Origin of the sequence: Vibrio sp. Isolate33, from assembly GCF_022397895.1 — a bacterium.
GTDB lineage: Bacteria > Pseudomonadota > Gammaproteobacteria > Enterobacterales > Vibrionaceae > Vibrio > Vibrio pomeroyi.
Genome location: NZ_JAKEUP010000012.1, coordinates 93,031 through 115,467, shown reverse-complemented (window position 1 = coordinate 115,467; position 22,437 = coordinate 93,031). Strand labels below are relative to the sequence as shown.

The window sequence follows — 22,437 nt, the reverse complement described above, 5'->3', positions numbered from 1 at the left end:
GAGCTAACACTCTAAATTGGGTTTTGTAATAAAATGATGTTTTATTAGTAAGTGTCTGTTTATTATAAAAATAGCAAGGTTCAGCTAACGGGTGTATGCTCGAAAACATTTGCACAATAGTGTGAAGTGTTTCAAAATTACGAAGTTATATTGAAATTTTTTGTGCATTGAGGTTCTTATGAAAGTCATTGATTTATTTAAACACCGAGGCGACAGCGTGTCTTCGCAACACTCAGAGTTTATGCAATGGATGTCTCCAGCTCTTAGAGATTACTGGGGTGACTTTCTTAATCGTACGCAAAATAGCCATTTCTTTGCGTGGGTTCGTGATCACCACAAACCTGCAGTAAACGAAGATGCACCAGAGATGCCTGTGGAGCAACCGATCGTATTAAAGCCTGAAGCACAGCTTGTGTTTGACGAGCTTAATCAGCAGATCGGTGAAGTTATCCATACTGGCGACTGGATCAATGTAAGTCAAGACCGTATTAACCAGTTCGGCCTTGTGACTGAAGATATGCAGTGGATCCACACTGAGCCTTCGAAGGCAGAAACAGACTCTCCGTTCAAAACAACCATCGCACATGGTTTTTTAACTTTGTCTTTGCTTCCTCGCCTGACTGACAGCGTTGACCCTGACAAGTCTCAATTCCCAACAGCGAAGATGGTTGTAAACATTGGTCTTAACCAAGTACGTTTCCCATACCCTGTGAAATCAGGCAGCAACGTTCGTGCTAAAAGTACGCTAACAAAAGTGACGCCAATTAAGAAAGGCCTAGAGATTGAGCGCGAAATCCGTGTAGAAATCGAAGGGATTCGTCGTCCTGGTGCTGTTATCGTTTCGGTGATTCAACTTCACTTCTAATTGGTTTGTAAACAAGCGATTTATAAAGATTTAAAAAAAGAGAGAGCATAATGCTCTCTCTTTTTGTTTTCACAAGATAAAACTCACTCACTTATTTAATGCGAGTGTAGCCGTACTCTTCGATAAGATCTTGCCCTTGCTCTGACTTCACGAACTTGATGAAGTCTTTGCTTTCTTCAGAAACAGAATGTGTTTTGTGCAGCAATAAGAATGGGCGAGCCAGTTCATAGCTGTGGTTGGCAATGTTCTTAGATGTTGGCTCTACGCCTTCAAATGTGATTGCTTTAATCGAACGGTCGATAGAACCTACAGAGATAAAACCAATCGCGTGTGGGTTATGGTTAACAATCGTCTTTACCATGCTGTTGCTGTTTACAACCAAGTTATTTGGGTTGATGTCAGACACTAGACGGTCATTAATGATTTTCGTTAAACCAAGCAGGCTCTCGAAGCTGTAACGTGAACCAGAAGACGCTTCACGAGTCACAACTGCGATAGGCTGATCTGCACCACCTACGGCTTTCCAGTTGGTGATTTTGCCCTTGTAGATATCGAATAACTGCTCGCGAGTAACGTTACTTACACCGTTCGAACGGTTGGTTACGACAGCTAGGCCATCAAAAGCAATCGGGAACACTTTCAGTTTGTCGCTCTGTTCACGATCCGTTAAGTAGCGTGAGCTCATACCGATATCAGACACACCTTTATTAACCATGGTAATGCCCGCTGTAGAACCGATGCCCTGAACCGCAATGTAGTTATCAGGGTGAGTCTTGTTGTACTCCTCAGCTAATACATCCATCACTCGTGATACCGAAGTGGAGCCCGAAATATTGGTTTCTTGTGCAAAAGCAGCGTGAGAAGACAGGGCTAAGGATAAAAGAGAGGCAAGCGCGACTCGTAACATAAACAACTCCTAGTTAATAACATTTGTCGCATATGATAGGTCGGTTATATGACACTTTTGTGAAATTCTATACGCTCGATGTATAGCTGCCGGGTTCGTTTTTGAAAGTAAGATAACTTTGGATAAGAAGGATTCGTTTCTGGGAGCGGGGCGGCTATTTTGTTTTCGCTGGTTCGCTAAAATGTTCGTTGAGTCCTAAGCTAAGTAGAGGAATTCACTACTTAGAAGTTTCTATGAAGTTACAAGGGGTGTTATGTCCGTTATTCATATAGAACTGAATCGTCTTTTAATTGGAGCTGAGAGGCTCTGTACTTCTCGAAATAGCAATTTACCGGTAGAGCTAGGCAAATCCCTATATGAAGAGTGTGAGGGCGGTGTGCTGTTTTCTCAGGCGCATTATCTGCTCGACTCATCTCATTGTGATTATACAAACGAGATCGCCTGCGTGACCTTTGATGAATCGTTATCTTGTTGGCTGGTGATGGTGCCGCTTGAAGACGATGCCGAAACTGATTCCGTGAATTGGGGACCTTATCCCTACCTTCCTAAATCGAAGGATCTTGATGCTATTCTGGCTGAAATAGAAAAAGATCCTAAGTCGTATTTTTGGTCATAACCGATCACTTCAACGTCGCTGGTGGCATTACCTCATAGTGAGTGGCGCAACGCTAAAGCTTTACCACTTGCGCCTTATTAACTTGTTTCCCTACACATTAGATTGGCGGTTTAATGCCTTGTTGTTGCGCTCGTGCGATTAACGAACGGAAATCTTTTGGCGTTTTTCCGTGATAAGTTTTAAAGGCAGTACTGAAGTGAGCGGCACTTTTAAAGCCTGATTCATAAGCAATTTGAGTGATCGATTTATCCGATGTTCTTAATTGCGTAGCGGCGTGGGCAATTCGCTTGATCTTCAGTAGATTCGAAAACGACAGGTCTTCCGCAGACAAACGACGTTTAAGCGTTGCTGGCGACATTCCCATGTAACTCGCGAGCGTGTCCAAAGAGATGTTGTTTTCTATGTTCTGCTCAATGTAGTGAATGACTTTTTGCGTCACGGTTAATCTCGAAGCTCGAGCAATGATGACCAAAAGGGCAGGGTATTGCTCTACCATCAGTGACAGCAAACTTAAGCCTAGTTGAGTGAGTGCGTAGTCATTCTGAGAAGAAGAATTGGCGAGCGACATGATGAGCTCTTTCAACTGGTAGATTTCAGTATCAGTTTGATTGAACTTGATGTATTTATCTGGGATTCGAGTGGATTCTAGATCGCTGAATTGGTTGATGAACTTCTGAAAAATAGCCAAGTCGAAATCTAAGCAGGTTGCGCTAAATTCGCCATTTTCAGTGTTAACCGTGATGTCTTTAATCTGACCAGAGTTGTAAAGTGTGAAATCACCCGCTTGTAACGAAGCTTCAGTGCCATTGGGTAGCACGAAAGAAATGCTGCCCTTCGATACCATGAAAATACCGTTTTTAGAGGCGGGATAGCGTTCTCGTTTCCTGGGAATGAAGTTTCTGAACTGAGTAACTGTGATTGATGACATAGTGCGCTTCTTTGACGTTGTAAATAGGTTGCTTATTGATTGTTTTTTTTAAGTATTGTTTAAGCATGAGACATTTACAAAAAAGGCGCTAATAATTAGCGCCTTTAGAAGTGAACCTTGAAGCTGTAACCGTTAAAGGTCTTAAGCTTCGGTTTCGTTTGTTGTTTCAGGCTCGCTAGGCAAGTCCGCAAATACTTGAGTCGGTTTAGCGACTAAGTTACGGTTTTCCTGATTAACTTCTGAGAGAACTACTTCTAAAACGTCTCCCAGTTTGTATACCATTTCTTTATCGATAGATACAGTGCCCATATCACTGTTGCACTCGATTCTCTCTTTATTATCAAGAATGAGAGAACCAGGGATAAATGCCGCAGCACCATTCTCTAGTAAACGAACACGCATACCTGCCCGGTTTATGTCGAAGATCTCTGCTTGGAAGCGAGTTTCTTCTGCTGGAGCGTTCGCCAGAGTGCGAGCATACAACCAATCGCCAACATTACGCTCAGCCATACCGTGGTGACGGCGGTGCAGGGCAAGTTCATCACCGATGGTTTCATCCGGTGTTTGAATTGGCGCTTTACCTAGGATGTGCGCTTTAAGCATGCGGTGGTTAATCATGTCACCGTATTTACGGATTGGAGATGTCCAAGTCGCGTAAATGTCTAAACCCATAGCGTAGTGTGGTGCAGGCTCATTGCTGATCTCGCTGTACGCTTGGAATTTACGAATACGGTTGTCGTAGTAGCTGTTGTCTAAAGAACCCAACCAACGGCGTAGCGTTGCGAATCCTTCAAGAGAAACGATTTGCTCTTCAGTGAATGGCGTTTCCGCTTGCGGGTTCACCAGTTCAAGAACGTCAGCAACTTTCTCAGCCTTGAAACCAGAGTGGCAGTTAAACACACCTTGGTTGAAGCTTTCTTTTAAGACTCGACCTGCACAGATGTTTGCGCTGATCATCGACTCTTCAACTAACTTGTTCGCGCTACGACGCATGTCTGCGTGAATAGCTACAACATCGTTATCTTCGCTCAGTTCAAAGCGGTAGTCAGGACGGTCAGGGAACACAACAGCGTTTGCTGATCGCCATGCTGAACGTGCTTGAGCGAATTGGTGAAGGTCAGAAACAATCGCAGCGATCTCTTCGGATGGCTGCCACTTCTCTGAAGCACCCGTTTCTAGCCAGTCTGATACGTTGTCGTAAGCAAGACGAGCGTGAGACTTGATGTTTGCAGCGAAGAAGTTGATGTCATCGCCAATAACGCCATCTTTAGATACCGTTACTGTGCAGCATAGAGCAGGGCGAACTTCGTTCTCGATAAGTGAACACAAGTTGTCTGCAAGGTCACGAGGCAACATTGGGATGTTACGACCCGGAAGGTAAATCGTGAAACCGCGCTCACGAGCCACTTTATCCATTGCATCATCAGGAGAGATATAAGCCGTAGGATCAGCAATCGCAATCGTCAGTTCAAAATCACCGTTCTCTTTCTTCTTCGCGTAAAGCGCATCATCCATATCTTTTGTGCTTTCACCATCGATAGTCACGAAAGGTACGTGAGTCATGTCTACACGTTCAAGATCGGCGTCATCATTGATCTGCCAGTTGTCGATGCCTGCAGGCTCGCTGTTTGGTAGGTCGTTCTGTGCCAGCGTTACCCACCAAGGTGCGATTTTGTCATCAGCGTCTGTGATTTTTTCAGAGATCTGAGCCAAGAAGCCGTTGTCACCTTTTAATGGGTGCTGAACGATGTGAGCAACAACCCAGTCACCTTCTTTAAGCGTTTCAGGGTTTAAACCCTTCATTGCTTTCGCTTTAAGTTGCAGCTTTTTCAGTTGCGGGTGATCAGGAACAACGTTCAAACGGCCTTTGAACAGTTTAACTCGTGCAATAAAGCGAGTAAGACCTTGTTCAACCAATTCCTCTGGCTCTGCTACTTCGCGCTCTTTCTCGGTGCGAATGATGGCAATCACCTTGTCACCGTGAACACATTTCTTCATGTACGGAGGCGGGATAAAGAAGCTTGTTTTGCTATCAACTTCGAGAAAACCAAAGCCTTTTTCAGTGGCTTTGATAGTACCTTCCTTTTTAGGGAGGGTTTCTTGGATTTGCTGCTTGAGCTGAGCGAGTAGAGGATTATCTTGAAACATCTTACTTTTATCTAACGAGAACAATTGAGCACACTATAATCATTGCGAGGCCCGATTACTACTTAAAGCCGAGGTGAGCGTAAATTAATTGTCGGCTTATTTAACTAGGTCAATTTGGTGGATGTCCTTCGCTATGACGAGATATTCATCAAGTTTTGACGATATGATAGCCAGTATTGATATAAAACCGAAAAATATGTGATGTATTTCAATTTTTTCTGGCTTTTTTTATGCATTTAGGGAATAATCCGCCTCCCTTAGACGTCCCTAATGGCTTGAAGTGTTTTATTACTGCTTCGTAACTCTGAATGGAATCAGTATCTGATTGGATCAGTATTGGAATTGATAGAGCTCCCGGGACCTTTTGTTTACTTATATATAGTGGGATCCCAATGTCCGAATCTGTAATTCAATTTAATGAATTAGCCCTAAACGATAACATTCTTTCAGCTCTTGATAGCATGGGTTTCGTTTCTCCGACTCCAATCCAAGCAGCAGCTATTCCTCTTCTACTTGAAGGCCGTGACGCACTAGGTAAAGCACAGACTGGTACTGGTAAAACAGCAGCATTCTCTCTGCCTTTACTTAACAAAATCAACCTAAACCAACACAAACCACAAGCAATCATCATGGCTCCTACTCGTGAGCTAGCGATTCAAGTTGCTGCAGAAATCAAAAACCTTGGCCGTGATATCAAAGGTCTTAAGGTTATTGAAATCTACGGTGGTGCATCAATCGTTGACCAAATGCGCGCTCTAAGCCGCGGTGCTCACATTGTTGTTGGTACTCCAGGTCGTGTTAAAGACTTACTAACTCGTGACCGTCTACACCTAGATGAAGCACACACATTTGTTCTTGATGAAGCAGATGAAATGCTAAAAATGGGCTTCGTAGATGACGTTACTTGGATCCTAGAGCAAGCTCCAGAAACTGCACAACGTGTACTTTTCTCTGCAACTATGCCTCCAATGGTTAAGACTATTGTTGATCGTTACCTACGTAACCCTGCAAAAGTTGACGTTGCTGGTACTAACCACACAGTTGACAAAGTAGCGCAGAACTTCTGGGTTGTTAAAGGCGTAGAAAAAGACGAAGCAATGTCTCGTCTTCTAGAAACTGAAGAAACTGACGCGTCAATCGTATTCGTTCGTACTCGTCAAGACACTGAGCGTCTAGCTGATTGGCTATCTGCACGTGGCTTCAAAGCTGCTGCACTGCACGGTGATATTCCTCAGTCTCTACGTGAGCGCACTGTTGATCACATCAAACAAGGTGTTATCGACATCCTAGTTGCAACTGACGTTGTAGCTCGTGGTCTTGATGTTCCACGTATCACTCACGTATTCAACTACGACATCCCATTCGATGTTGAATCTTACATCCACCGTATCGGTCGTACTGGCCGTGCTGGACGTAAAGGTAAAGCGATCCTACTAGTTCGCACTAACCAAATTCGCATGCTTCGCACTATCGAGCGCGTAACTAAGTCATCTATGGAAGAAATCCAACTTCCTCTACGTGACCAAGTTGCTGCAGCACGTGTTGCTAAGCTTGGCGCTGAACTTGAAACAGAGAAAGAAAGCAAAGCTCTAGAAAACTTTGCAGGTCTTATCTCTACACTTCAAGAGTCTCTAGAAGTTGATGCTGCTACTCTAGCTGCAATGCTTCTTAAGCGTCAGCAAGGTAAGAGCCCACTATTCTACGTTGGCGAAGACCCAATGATCGCTGCTATTGAGCGTGACAAGAACCGTCGCAAAGAGCGTCGTGAAGACCGTGAAAATGGTCGTGGCGATCGCAACTTCAATACGCAAGATTGGGATACTTACCAACTACAAGTTGGCCGTGAGCAAGGCGTTCAGGTTAAAGACATCGTTGGCGCACTAGCAAACGAACTTGGCCTAACTAAAGGTTCTATCGGTGCTATCAAGCTAGACCAAGGTTCTACTTACGTTCAACTGCCAAAAGCAATGAACTCTGAAACTGCTGGTAAGCTAAGCAAACTACGTATTCGTCAAAAAGAAGCTGGCGCTGTTGTTGTTGATTTCAACGACTTCCGTGAGCCTCGTCGTGGCGGCGGCGGTCGTGATGGCAACCGTGGTCGTGGCGGTCGTGATGGCGGCGGCTACCGTGGTAACCGTGAAGGCGGCAACCGCGAAGGTGGCAACCGTGAAGGCGGTCGTGGTGGATACCGTGGCAACCGTGATGGTGCACGCGATGGTAACCGTGAAGGCGGCCGTGATGGCGAGCGTCGTTTCGACCGTAACCGTGGTGGCGATCACCGTGGTAACTACCGTGGCGAACGTGGCCATGGTAACGGCGGCGGTAACCGTGGTCGTCGTCCAGAGCGTAACGAAGGTTAATCAACCTTTTGCTTAGACGCTTTAGTCTAGACACTGAATTTAAAAGCCGAGCGTAATGCTCGGCTTTTTTGTGCCTGCTTATTCATCTTTCCGATTGTGCTGCCCGCATTTAAAGCAAGCCATTCAACCTCCGTGATTGACTGCCTTCATCGATAGTTCAGCTCAAAATGATTAAACCAACTTCAAGACGACGTGAAGTGCGCATCAACTGCCGTTAGCGTGGCTGTATGGCGTTGTAAGGCTATACTTAAATTACGTGCTACAGGTTTTACCGAAATGTATGAAAGTCACTTAATTTGCCGTGTAGAAAGCTTATTGGAGCGGGGGAGTTTTTGGGAGTCGCAGGTGTTTAGTGAGGTGAATTTTACTATTTTCTCTCGTGAAATGACCTTTCTGACCGAATCCGCTAAATCGACTAAATCAAGTTAAAAATAACGTTAGCATTCGTTTGCGGTACTCGTTTATCAATTTTCTTATTCAACTATTTTTTAATTTCGCTCTCGAAATAAATAAATTAATGACTAAGATCAACTTAATTGTGTTCATTTAGTGATTTTTTCAAAACAAAAGTTGAAAGATTCAAAAATTATTGAATAATGGGCTTAACTAAAATTGAAGTAAACACTTCATCCAATTCGTACTGAAACAGGATCCATATCCAATGTCTAATTCGTTTGTTCTGGTTATTAACTCGGGTAGTTCATCCCTAAAATTTGCTGTAATCGATTCTGTTTCTGGTGAAGCAGTATTAAGTGGCCTAGGGGAGTGTTTTGGTCTTGAAGATGCTCGCATGAGCTGGAAATTCCAAGGCGAGAAAACTGAAATTGCCATTCAAGGTGAAGATAACCACCACAAAATTGCCATTGGCAAATTGGTTGGCCTGATGGAAGACCTAGGCTTCACGGCAGATATCGTGGCTATCGGTCACCGTATCGTTCACGGCGGTGAGAAGTTCACTCAAACTGTTCGCATTACTGAAGAAGTAACGAACGAAATTGAAAGCCTGTCTGACCTAGCTCCACTTCATAACCCAGCAGGTGCTATCGGTATCCGTGCTGCAATTGAAGCTTTCCCTTCTCTACCTCAGTTCGCTGTATTTGATACTGCTTTCCACCAAACAATGCCACAGCGTGCATTCACAGGTGCAATCGCAAAAGAGCTATACACAGATTTCGGCGTACGTCGTTACGGTTTCCACGGTACTAGCCACTACTTCGTTAGTCGTGAAGCTGCGAAAATGGTTAACAAGCCAATCGAGAAGTCGAGCTTCATCTCTGTTCACCTAGGTAATGGCGCATCTGTATGTGCTATCAAAGATGGTAACAGTGTTGATACTTCTATGGGCTTCACGCCGCTTTCTGGCTTAATGATGGGCACACGTTGTGGTGACCTAGACCCAGGCATCATCGAGTACCTACTTAAGAAAGGTTGGTCACAAGAGCAAGTCTTCAACTCTCTTAACAAGGAGTCTGGCTTCCTAGGCGTGTCTGGTCTTACGAGCGATGCTCGTGGCATTTTAGAAGCAATGGAAGAGGGCCATGAAGGCGCTAAACTGGCTTTTGAGGTGTTTACTTACCGCGTAGCTAAATACGTTGCTTCTTACTTAGCAACTCTAGATTCTTTAGACGGCATCATCTTCACAGGCGGTATCGGTGAGAACTCTCTACCAATTCGTCGTGAGATCTTAAACAACCTTAAGATTCTTGGTTTCGTTGAAGATGTAGCTGGCAACGAAGCAGCTCGCTTTGGCGCTGAAGGCATCATCGCGAAGTCTGAAATGCTAGATGCCGTAGCAATGGTTATCCCAACCAACGAAGAGTTCGTTATTGCTCAACAGTCGGTAGAGCTTCTGTAATTTAAGCTCAAGCCTAAGCAAGACAAATATTGAAAAGCGAGCCTGAGTGGCTCGCTTTTTTGTATCTGTTGTCGTCAGTTGAAAGCTACTTAACTTCGTATCTCAGTAGCACTTCATTATCGAGAACAATGTTCGTCGACCAGATAAAGCTTGCTCCGGCACCACTGAATTTTTCAATAAAGTTCATGTATGCCTTTTTATTGTTTACGCCAATATCGTCTTCTGAGTAGACCGATGCTTGAGGCCATGAGGCTGAATCAAACTCTTGGTTCATCCAATTGCTTGGTGTTTCCCAGTGAGCGGCGTACGCATCTTGCCCGTGATCAGTACCTTCAGTAGTACAACTTTCAGAAAGACGTTTTCCGTCTACTTCACTCAAGCAAGTTAGGTCGTAAATCGGTGCGGTATAGAATGTTTGAGCTTGCCAATCTGCGCTTGTAACGGTTCCATCACTAAAGCTCGCGATAAAACCACCATCACCCGCGTGATACGCTTTACCACGGTTGTCTTCTGTACCTAGGCCTAGGTTTTCTTCCCAATCAATCACCTTTACTGCAATCGTGTAGGGCTTGTTAACTTTGAACTTAACAAGGTTTGAGTTAAATGGCGTAAAAGGAACCGTATCGACTGCGACTAGCGTGCCGTTGATGTACAGTTCAAAATAGTTATCGGCAAAAATATAGCCTGTCACTTCTTCGCCGTCAGGATCAATTTCGATTACCGGAACCAACGTTTGATCGACATCCGCTAGGCTGCTTGGTGTGGTGTTTGAACACTCTTCATAAAGATCGAAGGCTTTTGGACCGCTCGCAAAGCTGTTTTTGGCAGGAACTGTCCAAACCTTTCCGTCAGAGTCTGTAATTTCCCCAACACCGGCGACTCGGCTGCGTCCGTTGTTACATTCAAATAGATTCGACTCAACGGTAGTGGCTCTGCCTTGAGTAATGCTTGCTGAGCCTTGGTAATCGTTGATGTTGCTGACAGACGGTGTGTCTGATGATGGTGAGCACCCTGCCACGAGTAATGCGATAGATGAAATGGCAAGAGCCTGATGTTTTTTGTTGATCATTGATAGAGATCCAATGTGGAATGATGTAGATAAGCGTGGTTCAAAATAAGCCAAGTGCAAGTAAGTTAAGCCAAATACAATTAAACTAAGCAGAAGCTAGATCATCTGCTGGGATACCATGATTATTCCTGAATGGGACCTATAATACCGACACGAATGTAAACAAGCGTAAAGCTGAGTAATAAATGGTAAAACAGCGTTTGCTTGGATAATGGCTCTAGCTTAAGCCGTGTTCGTAAAAATAACCCCCACGAATCAGTCTCTGGTTGTGATTGAGATAGTATTTTGCTACAAAACGCGCATAATCTCGCTATACAACATTTAAAGAAGAAATTACCTATGACTACCTTTCAATACTACTTTCACCAACTGCCTTGCTTCGATTGTAAAAAGACATCTGTAAGTACTGATCTTGGTTGGTTAACGCCTGCGATGAAAGATGCTGCTGTAGCACAAGTAACTGAGACGCTTGCACAAGGTGAAGTTACGCCAGATCTTTCAGCTGACGTGGTTTGTACGAAAGAAGAAGCTCGCGAATACTTGCTGCTGAACTTCTTTGGTTATTCAGAAGAAGAGCTAGCAAGCGGCATCGAAGCGGATGATGAGAAAGAAGTCGCTGATGAAATCGCAGAACTACTAGAAGAAGGTAAAGACACGATCACCTTCGAGCATGAAATTGCGCTTCAGTGTTGTGCTGACTGTGATGTTGAAGACGAGTCAAACTAAACACTCGTATTGGACGATACATCCATCGATAGGGTGTAATGTTCAAATGATTAAAGGCGTTAGTGGGTTAAAGTTCACTAACGCCTTTTTTATCTTTAGGTCGTTAATACTTTTGAGTTTCTATAATGCCTTGCTCGCTTAGTTGAGAAAGGATCTCTGAGGTTTTCTCGCGGAAGAGATCTCTTAATAAACGGACGGTCGGGGTGATGGATTGACGACTCGGGCACACTAACCACAGCTCGGTTGAGGTTGGCTTGAACTCGGGCATGATTTTAACCACTTCGCCAGAGAGCAGATGGCTCGACATATCTAAACAAGACTTTATCGCCACGCCTTTCCCTGCAACACACCAGCGCCTAACAAGGTCAGCATCATTCGAGGCGCGATTCCCTTTTAGTTTCACTTTATGATCCTGTTTACCGTCGTTAAACACCCATTCGTCTTGCAACATATCATGCAGCTGATACAGCAAACCATTGTGCTCTGCTAAATCGCTTGGTTGGTTTGGTGTTCCCATCTCGGTCAAGTATTCAGGCGCTGCACACAATATTCTCGGCACATCGCAGATCTTAAAGCCGTACATGTTGGCATCATTAGGAGAACCATAACGCAAAGCCATGTCTACAGAATCACGGTAAAAATCGATGTTGCTGTCACTGATGCTGGTGCGAAGTGTCGCCTTTGGGTATTCAAGCAGAAATTCATCAAGCCAAGGAGTGATGAGGTTACGTCCTAAATCCGAAGAAAGCGCGATGCGGATTTCTCCATCCAAGATACCAAGCTCTTCACGCATGTTGAGTTTGGCTTGCTCTAACATCTTCAAGGCTTGCTCACACTCAGGTAAATAGCGCTCGCCTGCAGAGGAAAGCCGTAAATGACGAGTGGTTCTTACAAACAGTTCAGCACCCAGTGCGGCTTCGACACGTTTGACGGCAGCACTCGCGGTTGCGGTGCGCATGTCTAGGTTGGTGGCTGCTGCCGTGATACTACGAAACTCCGCTACTTTTAAAATGACCTGCAAGTCTTCAAGAAGCATATTATCTACCTGTGTTTGATAATGTTCTAAACATTGTATTGAAATATTTTCTAATCACAAAGCGGCTTGATCCTAATTCATCTCTTTTAAGCTAGCCTTATACGCTAGATTAACAAAAATAATTTGAGAATTATTCAAATATTAGGCTGTTTTTCGCTGATTTTTAGCCATGTACTATCTCTATCAAGCCGAACAAAAGGGGATAACAAGATGACTAAGAAAATCACAATTGGCGTAACAGATTTGTCATTTCACCGCACCACTGCTTCATTGGTTACCAATGTATTAAACGCAATGGGCTTCGAGGTAGAACGTATCTTTTCTCCTCATCAAGAAAACTTCGAAAAGCTCAAAGCGGGTGAAGTAGACATGCTCTCTTCGGCTTGGTTGCCATCCAGCCACGGTATCTACAAAGCGGGCGTTGAGGAAGTTGAGCCACTTATCGAACTTGGCCTTCACTATGAACCTTACGCGTTGTGGGGCGTGCCTGATTATGTCCCTGAAGAAGCCGTTTCTGAAGTCGCTGATCTATTAAAACCTGAAGTTATCGAGAAAATGAACTCTACCATTCAGGGCATTAACCCCGGTGCAGGCATTACACGCTTCTCTATTCAGATGATGAAAGAGTATGGCCTGAGCGATGCGGGTTACGAGTTTTTTCCTGGTAGTGAAGACGATTGTTTTAATGCCTTTGAAAGCGCCGTAGCGAACAATGAGTGGGTTGTTGTACCGCTGTGGAAACCTCAATTCTTGCACTATCGCTATGACATTCGAGAGCTCAAAGAGCCAAAAGGCTTGCTTGGTATTGTGGATAGAGCGGTACTTCTTTTAAGAGATGACAAGAAGCACTTATTCAGTGAACAACAGATCCAAACATTAGATTCACTGCGATTCTCGAACGATATTATCGCAGAGCTAGATTATAAAGTTTGCCGTAAAGGTAAGCCACAAGACGAAGTAACGCGTGATTGGTTGATTGAGCAAGGTCTTATTTAACTTCTATGACTCTATGACTCTATGACTCTATGCAGCAGCTAACAGGGTTACTTGTTCGTGTTGTTCAATCAGTGACAACACGATTATCAAAAAATAATTGAATATGATTCAAACATTAGGCGGTTTATCTAAATTGAGAGTCAACTAAGATTAACTTGTCTAATTCAAGGAGAAAGCACAATGTCAGTACCATCAAAAATGAAAGCTATCGGATTTACTCAGTCACTTGCGATTGCAGAGCAAGACAGCTTAGTTGAGTTTGAAACAAACCTTCCAGAACTAAAAGAACACGATCTGCTTGTGAAAGTGAGCGCGACGTCTATCAACCCAGCAGATGCAAAAATTCGAATTCGCAGTGCTCAAGATAAAACTCTCGAGCAACCAAAAGTCCTTGGTTATGACGCGGTTGGTGAAGTTGTCGGTAAAGGTACAGACGTTGAAGGCTTTGAACTAGGCGACCGTGTTTACTATGCAGGTGACGTAACTCGCATGGGCGCTAATGCAGAATACCAAGCCGTTGACTACCGTATTACGGCAAAAGCACCAAAGAGCCTTTCTGATGAAGCTGCTGCTGTTATGCCGCTAGCAACACTTACTGCGTGGGAAGCCTTGTTTGATCGCCTACGTGTGCGTCCAGAAGAGAAAAAATCCATTCTGATCATCGGTGGTGCTGGTGGTGTCGGTTCAATCACGATTCAATTGGCGAGCCAACTGACTAACCTGACTGTCATTGCGACGGCTTCGAGACCTGAAACTGAACAGTGGGTAAGAGATATGGGGGCAGACCATGTGGTGAATCACCGTAACTTGGTTGAGTCTGTACGAGAGCAAGGCATTCAGCATGTTGACTACATCTTCAATGTTGCCGATACCAAAGGGCACTGGGAATCGATGGTCGAGCTGATTGCACCACAAGGCATGATCAGTTCTATTGTTGAGTTCGATGGTGGAATTGATCTGTCGGCGCTTCAAGGTAAGTCTGCAGGTTTTGTGTGGGAGCTGATGTTTACACGTTCACTATTCAACACAGACGATATTCAGAAACAACAAGATATCCTGTTCCAAGCAGCGAACCTGATTGATTCTGGCCGCATCAAATCTACGCTTACCACCACATTGAATGGCTTTAGTGTTGAGACACTGAAAGATGCGCACCAACGTATTGAAAGCAGCGCGTCGATTGGTAAAACAGCTATCAAATATTAATAGTTAATGATTTAGATCTTTGAGGGTTTGAATCGTTGATCTTTTGAATAGGCCGAACGCTTGATTAGAAAGCCCCTGATACTTATCGCGAACCGGTAAGATACCAGGGGCTTTTTTATCAAGTGATTTACTGTGTTTATTACAACAAAGCTTTACTCAGTTTCTTGAAGCGTTTTGAATTGAATCTGAGTGAGATTTAACTCAAAGGGCAGAGGCTGTTTATCTGCAATCAAAAAGCCGATCTGTTTGATGTCTTGAGCTTTAAGTTCCGGCGCTCCGCTGAGTAATCGACCTCTGAACACGGCTTGAAAATCGTTTAGTTGGAAGACCTTCTTAAGTTGCTCGCCTTTGATTGTCTCAAAGCTGTGCTTGTAGTTGGTTCGATAACCGTCTTTCCATGTGGTGAACCTTAATTGGTAAGTACGACCATCACCAACAAACGTCAGCTCTACGTTGTCTACTTCAGAGCTTAGCGATTCAACAGAGCGGTTGATTGAGCTAAACCCACCATTATTCTCTAATGAAAGCTCTCCCTTGAACTGACTCATACCACCGTCATAAATAAGCCCGCCGATTGAGATTCCACCCATCACATTGTCGTTGGTTGCTGTCCAGTTCTCATGTTCGTTCGCTTGTGTGAAATCAATCATCTCTGTTCCTGCTGTTGACGCTTTAGAGCATAAAAAAGAAAGGCTGAGCATGAGCCATAAAGGAGCCATTCGCTTACGTAACTCAGGCGTTTTAAAAGCTGATTCGTTCATGATTTTCTCCGATAGCCGATAGCCGATAGCCGATAGCCGTTAGTAGTGAGTCTATTCGCGTTTTATGGAGAAGGTTCAGTGGCTAGCATACCCAGACAGTGTTCGATGAATTCAGAGTAGTTTGAAGCATTGTCGTACTCAATTTTTAGCGAACCATGAAACATCAGTGTCACAGTGACGTCTTTATAGCTTAGCCAACAGGTGTAACCATCGTAATCATGCCAAGCCGTCATTTCGCCTACTTGATATTTGTTGTCGAGTTGCTCACCGGAAGAGCGAATAAACTCAAATACTCTGAGAAACTCAATAATGGTGATTCTATTGTCCATGTGTTGCTCCCGCTGCGTCATCTTTGAGGATAGGCTGCACTCTGGTGTTTAGACTAACTACGTCTTTCTTTCATATCCTTACGGCTTGGCTCCGTGCCCCGATCACTGAAAGGGTTTTATCTTTGCGATAAACCGCTGTTTTGTAATGTTTTCATCGTCATTCCATACATCCGTTCAATCCAGAGCAAAACGCGTGTAACAAACTCGAATAACGACGTTAACCCTCAAGATAAAGACGAGCTTAATTTGCGTTTATGGTGGTTAATTAAAATTAGAGTCGATAGGATAATTAGCATCGGAGCCGGGTTATTGGCTGAAATGGAATCTACAGAAAGTGCGTGTCAACATGATAGAAAAACTGAAAAAGGAATGGTTTCTGGTAGGGATGGTGGTGGCCATGGTCGTTGCTGTTTTTACGCCAGATTGGGGTAAATCGGGTGGGGTACTTCATCTCGATACGGTAACTGTTCTCGGCATCGCTTTGGTGTTTTTCTTACACGGTTTGGGTTTGTCTCCCAAAGCCATTCTTGAGGGGCTTTCAAATTGGAAGCTGCACGTTTTTGTACAAAGCGCGACCTTCTTAGTTTACCCACTGCTTTGGGTGATATTCGGGCAAGGCTTTGTCGCTTATATGCCAGCAGCTTTGGCCTTTGGTTTCTGTTATCTCTTCGTTTTGCCGAGTACGATTTCGTCTTCAGTCGCGATGACGGTGATTGGAAAAGGAAACCTACCGGGTGCGATATTCAATGCATCACTTTCTAGTATCTTAGGTGTGTTCATTACGCCGTTTCTGATCCAACTCTTTATGGGACTGGAAGGCGCAGAGTTGAACCTGATGGAGTCTGTAATCTCTATATCTAAAATGCTGCTATTGCCAATGATTGTCGGTCAGTTGATGCGCCCATTGCTTTTTGAATGGACTCAGAAACACAAGTCAGTGGTCAACAAATTAGATAAATACGTGATACTGCTGATTGTTTACAGTGCTTTCTGTGACTCCATTGAGCATGGGATTTGGAGTGACTTTTCACCAATGCTGTTGCTAGTGTCGGCGGTGATTTGTTTAGTGGTATTGATGGTGATGGTACACGGTATTCAATGGAGTGCCCGTAAGGTTGGATTCAATCATCAAGATGAAGTGGCGGCTGTGTTCTGTGGTACCAAGAAGACTTTAGCAGCAGGTATTCCTATGGCTAAGGTTATCTTTGCTCACAACCCTAATCTAGGGATGATATTACTGCCAATCATGCTCTATCACCCGATTCAGATCTTTTATTGTGCGGTGCTAGCCAACCGTTACGCCAAGGTTGATACACAATCGAGTTAAACTTGTTTATTGTTACAAGTACAACAGAAAAACGCCTTTCACTTCGCTGTGAAAGGCGTTTGTATTTGAATCTACTTCACTTTAATTAGCGTGCTTGAATCGGTATGAGCAAAAGCGTTGTCGTAGATCTCTAAGCCCGTTGTTTGAGAGTAAGTTAGCGTGTCGTCTGAAATACTGATGTTCATTGTGAAGCCCGTGGTGGTTGCGTTGTCTGTCATGTATTCAGACTCAGCGATACCGCGCTTAGATGCGACTAACGTCATTGTATCGCCAGCAGGGCCTTCTGCGGTGACACATGTGGTGCGTGGTACACAGTAAGAGTTGTACACGATTTGATTTTCTTGGTCGTAGATGAAGTAACCACGTTGATCGTGGAATTTAGAATCGTCGGCCTTTCTGAATACTTCCTGCTTGTAGTACAGAGCAACAAGATATTGGTCGCTGGCATTGGTTGCGTCTGCGGCAACCTCGAACGTCATCACTTCATAAAACGGTGTGACTGCAGGGCCACCCGCACCCACTTCTGTACCTTCTTGACCTGGGGATATATCAACGCCGCCAGTTTCGACTGATTTCCATGTGCCGACTAGCTTTGCCAATGGACCGAAATCCATTCCGTTGATTGTATTGTGGTCGGCTACTGCTGGAACCGAGATTACTGCTGCAATACTAAGTGCTAATAATTTTTTCACTGTAACTTCCTTTTTTGTAATTATCTGACCTCATTAAAATTAAGGTTATTGTGAAACCAGTTTATTAACCCAGATCAGTGTTCTTGGTTAATATGAAAGCGATTTGTAACTTGATGTATCAGTCAATAAGAGAATATTAATGCGGCTAAATATTGAGCGAAGAGCCGTGATTTGTTCATCGAGGTTTAATTCAAAATTGCATTAATCTGAGCCTAAGTCATTTTGCTATTACACATTTCAAATTCTCATGTATGATGTGCGCCCATAATTGTATGACAAATGTGTAATCTTCCTTCTGTATGAATAAAGCTGTTAACCACGCCATTTTACTTTTGGTGTTCGCAAACCTACTTGCGTCCTTTTCAGATGTATCGTTGAAGATACTGAATGGCGAAGTCCCTACGTTCCAGTATGTGTTTATCCGTCAGCTATTGAGCGTGATCTTGCTGCTTCCATTTTGGTTAAAGTTACCGAGAGAAACGCGTATGCAAGGCGGTTGCCGAATCAACTTCTTAAGGGCTCAATTTATCTTGGTAGGGAGTGGCTGCGCGATGATCGCCATTACACACCTTACTTTGGCGACAGCAAACGCGATGTTCTATGTTGGACCAATCCTTATGCTGCCTTTGTCGATAGTGCTGTTGAAAGAAAGGCCGACATCTTCAAAAGTGATCGCGACCTTAATTGGTTTTGTGGGCGTGTTGATCGTATTACGTCCTGAGCAATTCCACTGGGCGGCAATTGCAGGGCTAGGCAGTGCGCTTGCGATGGGCGTGGGTAACATCTTGATCAAACGCCTGAACGCAGAGCAACACATCATATCCACTCTGTTCTGGACCAGCATTATGACTCTGCCACTCGCACTGGCATTTGCACTACCAACTTGGTCTGCGATTGAATGGCATCATGTGGGTTGGATCATGGCAATCAACTTGTTCGTACTTGGATACCATGCGCTTGTGGTGGTGGCTTACAAAAAAGCCCCTGCCAACCAAATTGCGCTTGCCGAATATTCCGGGTTGGTGTTCGTAACACTGTTTGGTGTTATGTGGTTTGATGAGATTCCAGACATCCTGACGCTGGTGGGTATTAGTCTCATCGTCATTCCTATGATGCCGATTAAATGGAAGAAGAGTTTCAAGTGGAAAGACAGAGCTGATTTAGAAGTTGAGGTTACTCCGCCTAAACCATAGCGGCTTGTCTCTCTGTTATTCTCGATTTCAAATAAACGACATCAAGGAAGGTCGTCTAAACTTAGGGTTTGTATCGCTTCAAAATACGACAATTTGGGCTCTAAAAACGTTCTCGAAATAAATGCAAATTAGTGCTTTACCTCAACTTAACTTGAGGTATTAGGATATGCAACGTTGCTTACGAGAATACTTTAAGGAGAGAAGAATGATCCAACTTGAACATGTGAATTTAGTCGTTAAGGACATCCCTGAAATGCTGACTTTCTATAAAGCGGCGTTTCCACACTGGTACGTTCGTGATGAAGGAAAAGGCGAATGGTCAGGCAAGCCACGTAACTGGCTGCATTTTGGCGACGAGTATCAATACATCGCATTGAGTGATCACGGAGAGGGGGAAAATAGAGATTTGGCAGGGCACTCGGTTGGTCTCGCGCACTTCGCTTATGTGACCAATAACATCGAAAGCGTCACTCAACGTCTTATTGATGCGGGCTTCCCTATTGCCAAACCTGGTGCCGAAGAACCTTATCGAAAAAATGTCTACTTTGTGGATCCGGCAGGCTTTGAAATCGAGTTCGTTGAATATCTGAGTGATGATCCCAAGCTGCGTAATGCTACAAGCTAGCGGAATAAGTAGGAATAAATGAAAAAGGGCATTGTGGAATATTCCGCAATGCCCTTTTTAGATTCTATTTATCAGCTGATATTGAGTGGGTTACTTATTTAGCCTTGAACGGCACTAACAGTTGTTTACCAAACACGTTAATGAGTGCGCCAGTGACAATCAGGCCACCACCTAGATAAGTCCAAACCGATGGGATTTCATTAAAGATCCACACGCCTAACAGCGCCGAAAAGACAATCTGAACGTATGAGTAAGCCGAAGCTTTGCCCGCTGCTTGTGTCTGCATTGCCTTAGTCAAACCGTATTGGCCGATTTGCGTGAAAATACCGACGAGCACCAACATCACGGTTAGGAATAGGCTCGGCCACACAAAGTCGTTCCAGATAAGGGCTGTAGAGATCGGTAGGGCAACCAATGGGAAGTAGAAGATGATGACAGAGCTGTCTTCGGTTTGGCTCAGCTTTCGCACAATCACATAAGCGATTGAGCTACCAAACGCGCCACATAACGCCACCATAATGCTGAACAGTGGTAATTCGCTGCTCGCACCGCTGTTCATGCTTGGTTGTACCATCACTAATAATCCTGCAAGGCAGAATGCAATGCAGATCATGGTCGACTTTTGGACGCGTTCTTTCAGGAATAACACACCGAGCAATGCGGTAAAGACAGGGTGCACGTATTGTAGAATGGTCGCTTCTGCTAACGGTAGCGTGGTCACAGCGTAGTAAACACACATCAGCGCCGCGGTTCCGACTGCACCTCGAACGAACAGTAGAGGTTTGTTATTACCCCAGATAGAAATGCCTTTTCGTTTTACGTCGATGTAGCTGATGATCAAAGACACCAACGCCCTCGCTGCAACGATTTCAAATACAGGTATGCCGTAGTTACTGATGTATTTCACACAAGCTGACATCAGTGCGAATCCAAAAGCAGAAAGGATCATGAATCGAACCCCAACAGGGATCATTGAAAAAGAGAAAGAAGGCATAAAAATATCAATCGGTTGAGGGAGAAGGAATGATAGCTTAGTTTAGGAGAGGCGACCAAAGTCTTTGTCCTGTTCTCGTCAACTTGATTCAATTAATTCTCATTTTCACTCTTTACGCATACGAGAACAACACCATAAAACGCATGTCACATTTTGTCCCGCAGAATATCGGCTATAGCTCAATTTTATAAAATCAACATCAACAGAAGGTGACGCTAATTCAACTCTGATTTATCGGTCGTTTTAATTGTCTCTATCGCTCATATCATTCTTGTGAATTTATAATGAGAGATATGTTCTATGAAACCAATAAATACCCTACTCATATCCACAATCGCGCTTTGCTCTTTTAGTTCAGCGACTTACGCTGACACCATTTTGCATGCTTTTAACTGGAAGTATTCAGATGTGACAGCCAATGCCAACCAAATTGCCGAAGCTGGCTATAAGAAAGTGTTGGTTGCTCCGGCAATGAAATCCAGCGGCAGCCAATGGTGGGCGCGTTACCAACCACAAGATCTGCGCACCATTGATTCTCCGCTGGGAAATAAACAAGATTTAGCTGCAATGATCACTGCACTAAAAGGTGTGGGTGTTGATGTTTACGCTGATGTTGTGCTCAACCACATGGCGAATGAAAGCTGGAAGCGAAGTGACTTGGATTACCCAGGCACAGAAGTGCTAAACGATTATGCTAGCCGCTCAAGCTACTATGCCGACCAGACTTTATTTGGCAACTTAGCGCAGGGTTTTGTCTCAGCTAACGATTTCCATGCCGCAGGCTGCATTACTGACTGGAACGATCCGGGTCATGTTCAATACTGGCGTTTGTGTGGTGCCGACGGCGATGTGGGCTTGCCTGACCTAGACCCAAATAACTGGGTAGTGTCACAGCAACGTTTATATTTGAAAGCGTTAAAAGATATGGGCATCAAAGGTTTCCGTATTGATGCGGTGAAGCACATGAGCCAGTACCAAATCGACCAAGTATTTACGCCTGAAATCACTGCGAACATGCATGTGTTTGGTGAAGTGATTACCAGCGGCGGGGCAGGGAACAGCGGTTATGAGTCGTTCTTAGCGCCTTACTTGAACAACACCAATCATTCTGCGTACGATTTCCCGCTGTTTGCTTCAATTCGATCAGCCTTCTCTATGGGCGGCGGTTTAAACCAACTGCATGATCCACAAGCGTACGGACAAGCTTTGGATGATAGTCGCTCAATCACTTTCGCTATCACACATGATATTCCAACTAATGACGGCTTCCGATACCAAATCATGGACCCACAAGACGAGCAGCTTTCTTACGCTTACATCCTTGGTAAAGATGGTGGTACACCGTTGATCTATAGTGATGATCTTCCTGATTCTGAAGACAAGGATAACGGTCGTTGGAGCAATGTTTGGAACAGTTCGACAATGAAGAACATGTTGAGCTTCCATAACGCGATGCAAGGCAAAACAATGACGATGATTTCGAGCGACCAGTGCACTTTGTTGTTCAAGCGAGGTAAAGAGGGAGTTGTTGGTATTAACAAGTGTGGCGAAACGCGTGACGTGACGGTTGATACCTACCAACATGAGTTTAACTGGAATGTTCAATACAAAGACGTATTAAGCAGCGCGACAGAAACCGTGAATTCTCGTTATCACACCTTCAACTTACCTCCACGCAGTGCGCGTATGTTTAAGCTGTAGTGCCTTTTAAGCGGCAGTATCTGTTGTCGCTGCAGTATCTGGTGTAGCTAGAGAGCAGACTCAACAACCTAAAAAGCCGCAGCTAATACTGCGGCTTTTCTAG

General features: G+C 44.3%; 20 protein-coding genes. 11 read left to right on the top strand and 9 right to left on the bottom strand.

From position 1 onward, the window contains the following. The first annotated feature begins 178 nt into the window (after window positions 1–178). Window positions 179–865, top strand: coding sequence for a MaoC family dehydratase (locus L1D37_RS16705; RefSeq protein ID WP_123300660.1), 687 nt, complete (start codon window positions 179–181; stop codon window positions 863–865). Window positions 866–956: 91 nt separating this feature from the next. On the opposite strand, the gene L1D37_RS16700 is transcribed toward L1D37_RS16705, so the two are convergent. Continuing rightward, entirely contained in the window at window positions 957–1,772 is an 816-nt protein-coding gene (locus tag L1D37_RS16700) for a phosphate ABC transporter substrate-binding protein (RefSeq protein ID WP_239848528.1), read from the bottom strand. Window positions 1,773–2,025: 253 nt separating this feature from the next. On the opposite strand from L1D37_RS16700, the gene L1D37_RS16695 reads away from it, so the two are divergent. After that, window positions 2,026–2,388 (top strand): DUF3024 domain-containing protein, encoded by a 363-nt coding sequence (locus L1D37_RS16695; RefSeq protein WP_239848527.1) that lies wholly within the window; start codon window positions 2,026–2,028, stop codon window positions 2,386–2,388. A 97-nt stretch (window positions 2,389–2,485) separates the two neighbouring features. On the opposite strand, the gene L1D37_RS16690 is transcribed toward L1D37_RS16695, so the two are convergent. Together L1D37_RS16690 and rnb are read right to left on the bottom strand one after the other, a co-directional pair. Next, window positions 2,486–3,316, bottom strand: a complete 831-nt coding sequence (locus L1D37_RS16690; protein ID WP_239848526.1) for an AraC family transcriptional regulator — start codon at window positions 3,314–3,316, stop codon at window positions 2,486–2,488. A 141-nt stretch (window positions 3,317–3,457) separates the two neighbouring features. Beyond that, window positions 3,458–5,464 carry an exoribonuclease II gene (gene rnb, locus L1D37_RS16685; protein WP_017633339.1) on the bottom strand — a complete coding sequence of 669 codons (2,007 nt, stop codon included), beginning with the start codon at window positions 5,462–5,464 and terminating at the stop codon, window positions 3,458–3,460. Window positions 5,465–5,772: 308 nt separating this feature from the next. Here rnb and L1D37_RS16680 point away from each other — a divergent pair, with 308 nt between their 5' ends. Both L1D37_RS16680 and L1D37_RS16675 read left to right on the top strand, forming a co-directional pair. Continuing rightward, window positions 5,773–7,824, top strand: a complete 2,052-nt coding sequence (locus L1D37_RS16680; protein WP_239848525.1) for a DEAD/DEAH box helicase — start codon at window positions 5,773–5,775, stop codon at window positions 7,822–7,824. A gap of 661 nt (window positions 7,825–8,485) precedes the next feature. After that, on the top strand, window positions 8,486–9,679 hold the full coding sequence (locus tag L1D37_RS16675; RefSeq protein WP_176679406.1) for an acetate/propionate family kinase: 1,194 nt from the start codon (window positions 8,486–8,488) through the stop codon (window positions 9,677–9,679). A gap of 85 nt (window positions 9,680–9,764) precedes the next feature. Here L1D37_RS16675 and L1D37_RS16670 read toward each other — a convergent pair whose 3' ends face one another. Beyond that, complete coding sequence (locus tag L1D37_RS16670; RefSeq protein ID WP_239848524.1) at window positions 9,765–10,748, bottom strand: hypothetical protein; 984 nt, start codon at window positions 10,746–10,748, stop codon at window positions 9,765–9,767. Between the two features lie 339 nt (window positions 10,749–11,087). Between L1D37_RS16670 and L1D37_RS16665 the strand changes: the two genes are divergently transcribed. Continuing rightward, complete coding sequence (locus L1D37_RS16665; protein ID WP_239848523.1) at window positions 11,088–11,474, top strand: hypothetical protein; 387 nt, start codon at window positions 11,088–11,090, stop codon at window positions 11,472–11,474. A gap of 103 nt (window positions 11,475–11,577) precedes the next feature. Here L1D37_RS16665 and L1D37_RS16660 read toward each other — a convergent pair whose 3' ends face one another. Beyond that, window positions 11,578–12,510: a LysR family transcriptional regulator gene (locus L1D37_RS16660; RefSeq protein ID WP_239848522.1), complete on the bottom strand. Its 933-nt coding sequence runs from the start codon at window positions 12,508–12,510 to the stop codon at window positions 11,578–11,580. 210 nt (window positions 12,511–12,720) lie between these two features. Here L1D37_RS16660 and L1D37_RS16655 point away from each other — a divergent pair, with 210 nt between their 5' ends. Together L1D37_RS16655 and L1D37_RS16650 are read left to right on the top strand one after the other, a co-directional pair. Further along, entirely contained in the window at window positions 12,721–13,506 is a 786-nt protein-coding gene (locus tag L1D37_RS16655; RefSeq protein ID WP_239848521.1) for a glycine betaine ABC transporter substrate-binding protein, read from the top strand. Between the two features lie 180 nt (window positions 13,507–13,686). Then, a complete protein-coding gene (locus L1D37_RS16650) occupies window positions 13,687–14,712 on the top strand; it encodes a zinc-binding alcohol dehydrogenase family protein (protein ID WP_239848520.1) in 1,026 nt (341 codons plus the stop codon). Window positions 14,713–14,864: 152 nt separating this feature from the next. Here the strand turns inward: L1D37_RS16650 and L1D37_RS16645 are convergent, their stop codons facing one another. Both L1D37_RS16645 and L1D37_RS16640 read right to left on the bottom strand, forming a co-directional pair. After that, window positions 14,865–15,473, bottom strand: coding sequence for a CIA30 family protein (locus L1D37_RS16645; protein WP_239848519.1), 609 nt, complete (start codon window positions 15,471–15,473; stop codon window positions 14,865–14,867). 62 nt (window positions 15,474–15,535) lie between these two features. Continuing rightward, a complete protein-coding gene (locus L1D37_RS16640) occupies window positions 15,536–15,802 on the bottom strand; it encodes a DUF3081 domain-containing protein (protein ID WP_239848518.1) in 267 nt (88 codons plus the stop codon). A gap of 346 nt (window positions 15,803–16,148) precedes the next feature. Here L1D37_RS16640 and L1D37_RS16635 point away from each other — a divergent pair, with 346 nt between their 5' ends. Then, window positions 16,149–17,129 (top strand): bile acid:sodium symporter family protein, encoded by a 981-nt coding sequence (locus tag L1D37_RS16635; protein WP_275665526.1) that lies wholly within the window; start codon window positions 16,149–16,151, stop codon window positions 17,127–17,129. A gap of 71 nt (window positions 17,130–17,200) precedes the next feature. Here the strand turns inward: L1D37_RS16635 and L1D37_RS16630 are convergent, their stop codons facing one another. Beyond that, window positions 17,201–17,821 (bottom strand): heme-binding beta-barrel domain-containing protein, encoded by a 621-nt coding sequence (locus L1D37_RS16630; protein WP_239848517.1) that lies wholly within the window; start codon window positions 17,819–17,821, stop codon window positions 17,201–17,203. A gap of 299 nt (window positions 17,822–18,120) precedes the next feature. On the opposite strand from L1D37_RS16630, the gene L1D37_RS16625 reads away from it, so the two are divergent. After that, window positions 18,121–19,014, top strand: coding sequence for a DMT family transporter (locus tag L1D37_RS16625; RefSeq protein ID WP_239848516.1), 894 nt, complete (start codon window positions 18,121–18,123; stop codon window positions 19,012–19,014). Window positions 19,015–19,219: 205 nt separating this feature from the next. Beyond that, window positions 19,220–19,639, top strand: a complete 420-nt coding sequence (locus L1D37_RS16620) for a VOC family protein (RefSeq protein WP_017065925.1) — start codon at window positions 19,220–19,222, stop codon at window positions 19,637–19,639. A 94-nt stretch (window positions 19,640–19,733) separates the two neighbouring features. Here L1D37_RS16620 and L1D37_RS16615 read toward each other — a convergent pair whose 3' ends face one another. Beyond that, window positions 19,734–20,633 carry a DMT family transporter gene (locus L1D37_RS16615; RefSeq protein WP_081090052.1) on the bottom strand — a complete coding sequence of 300 codons (900 nt, stop codon included), beginning with the start codon at window positions 20,631–20,633 and terminating at the stop codon, window positions 19,734–19,736. 300 nt (window positions 20,634–20,933) lie between these two features. Here L1D37_RS16615 and L1D37_RS16610 point away from each other — a divergent pair, with 300 nt between their 5' ends. Further along, window positions 20,934–22,334, top strand: a complete 1,401-nt coding sequence (locus L1D37_RS16610; RefSeq protein WP_239848515.1) for an alpha-amylase family protein — start codon at window positions 20,934–20,936, stop codon at window positions 22,332–22,334. The last annotated feature ends 103 nt before the right edge of the window (window positions 22,335–22,437 follow it).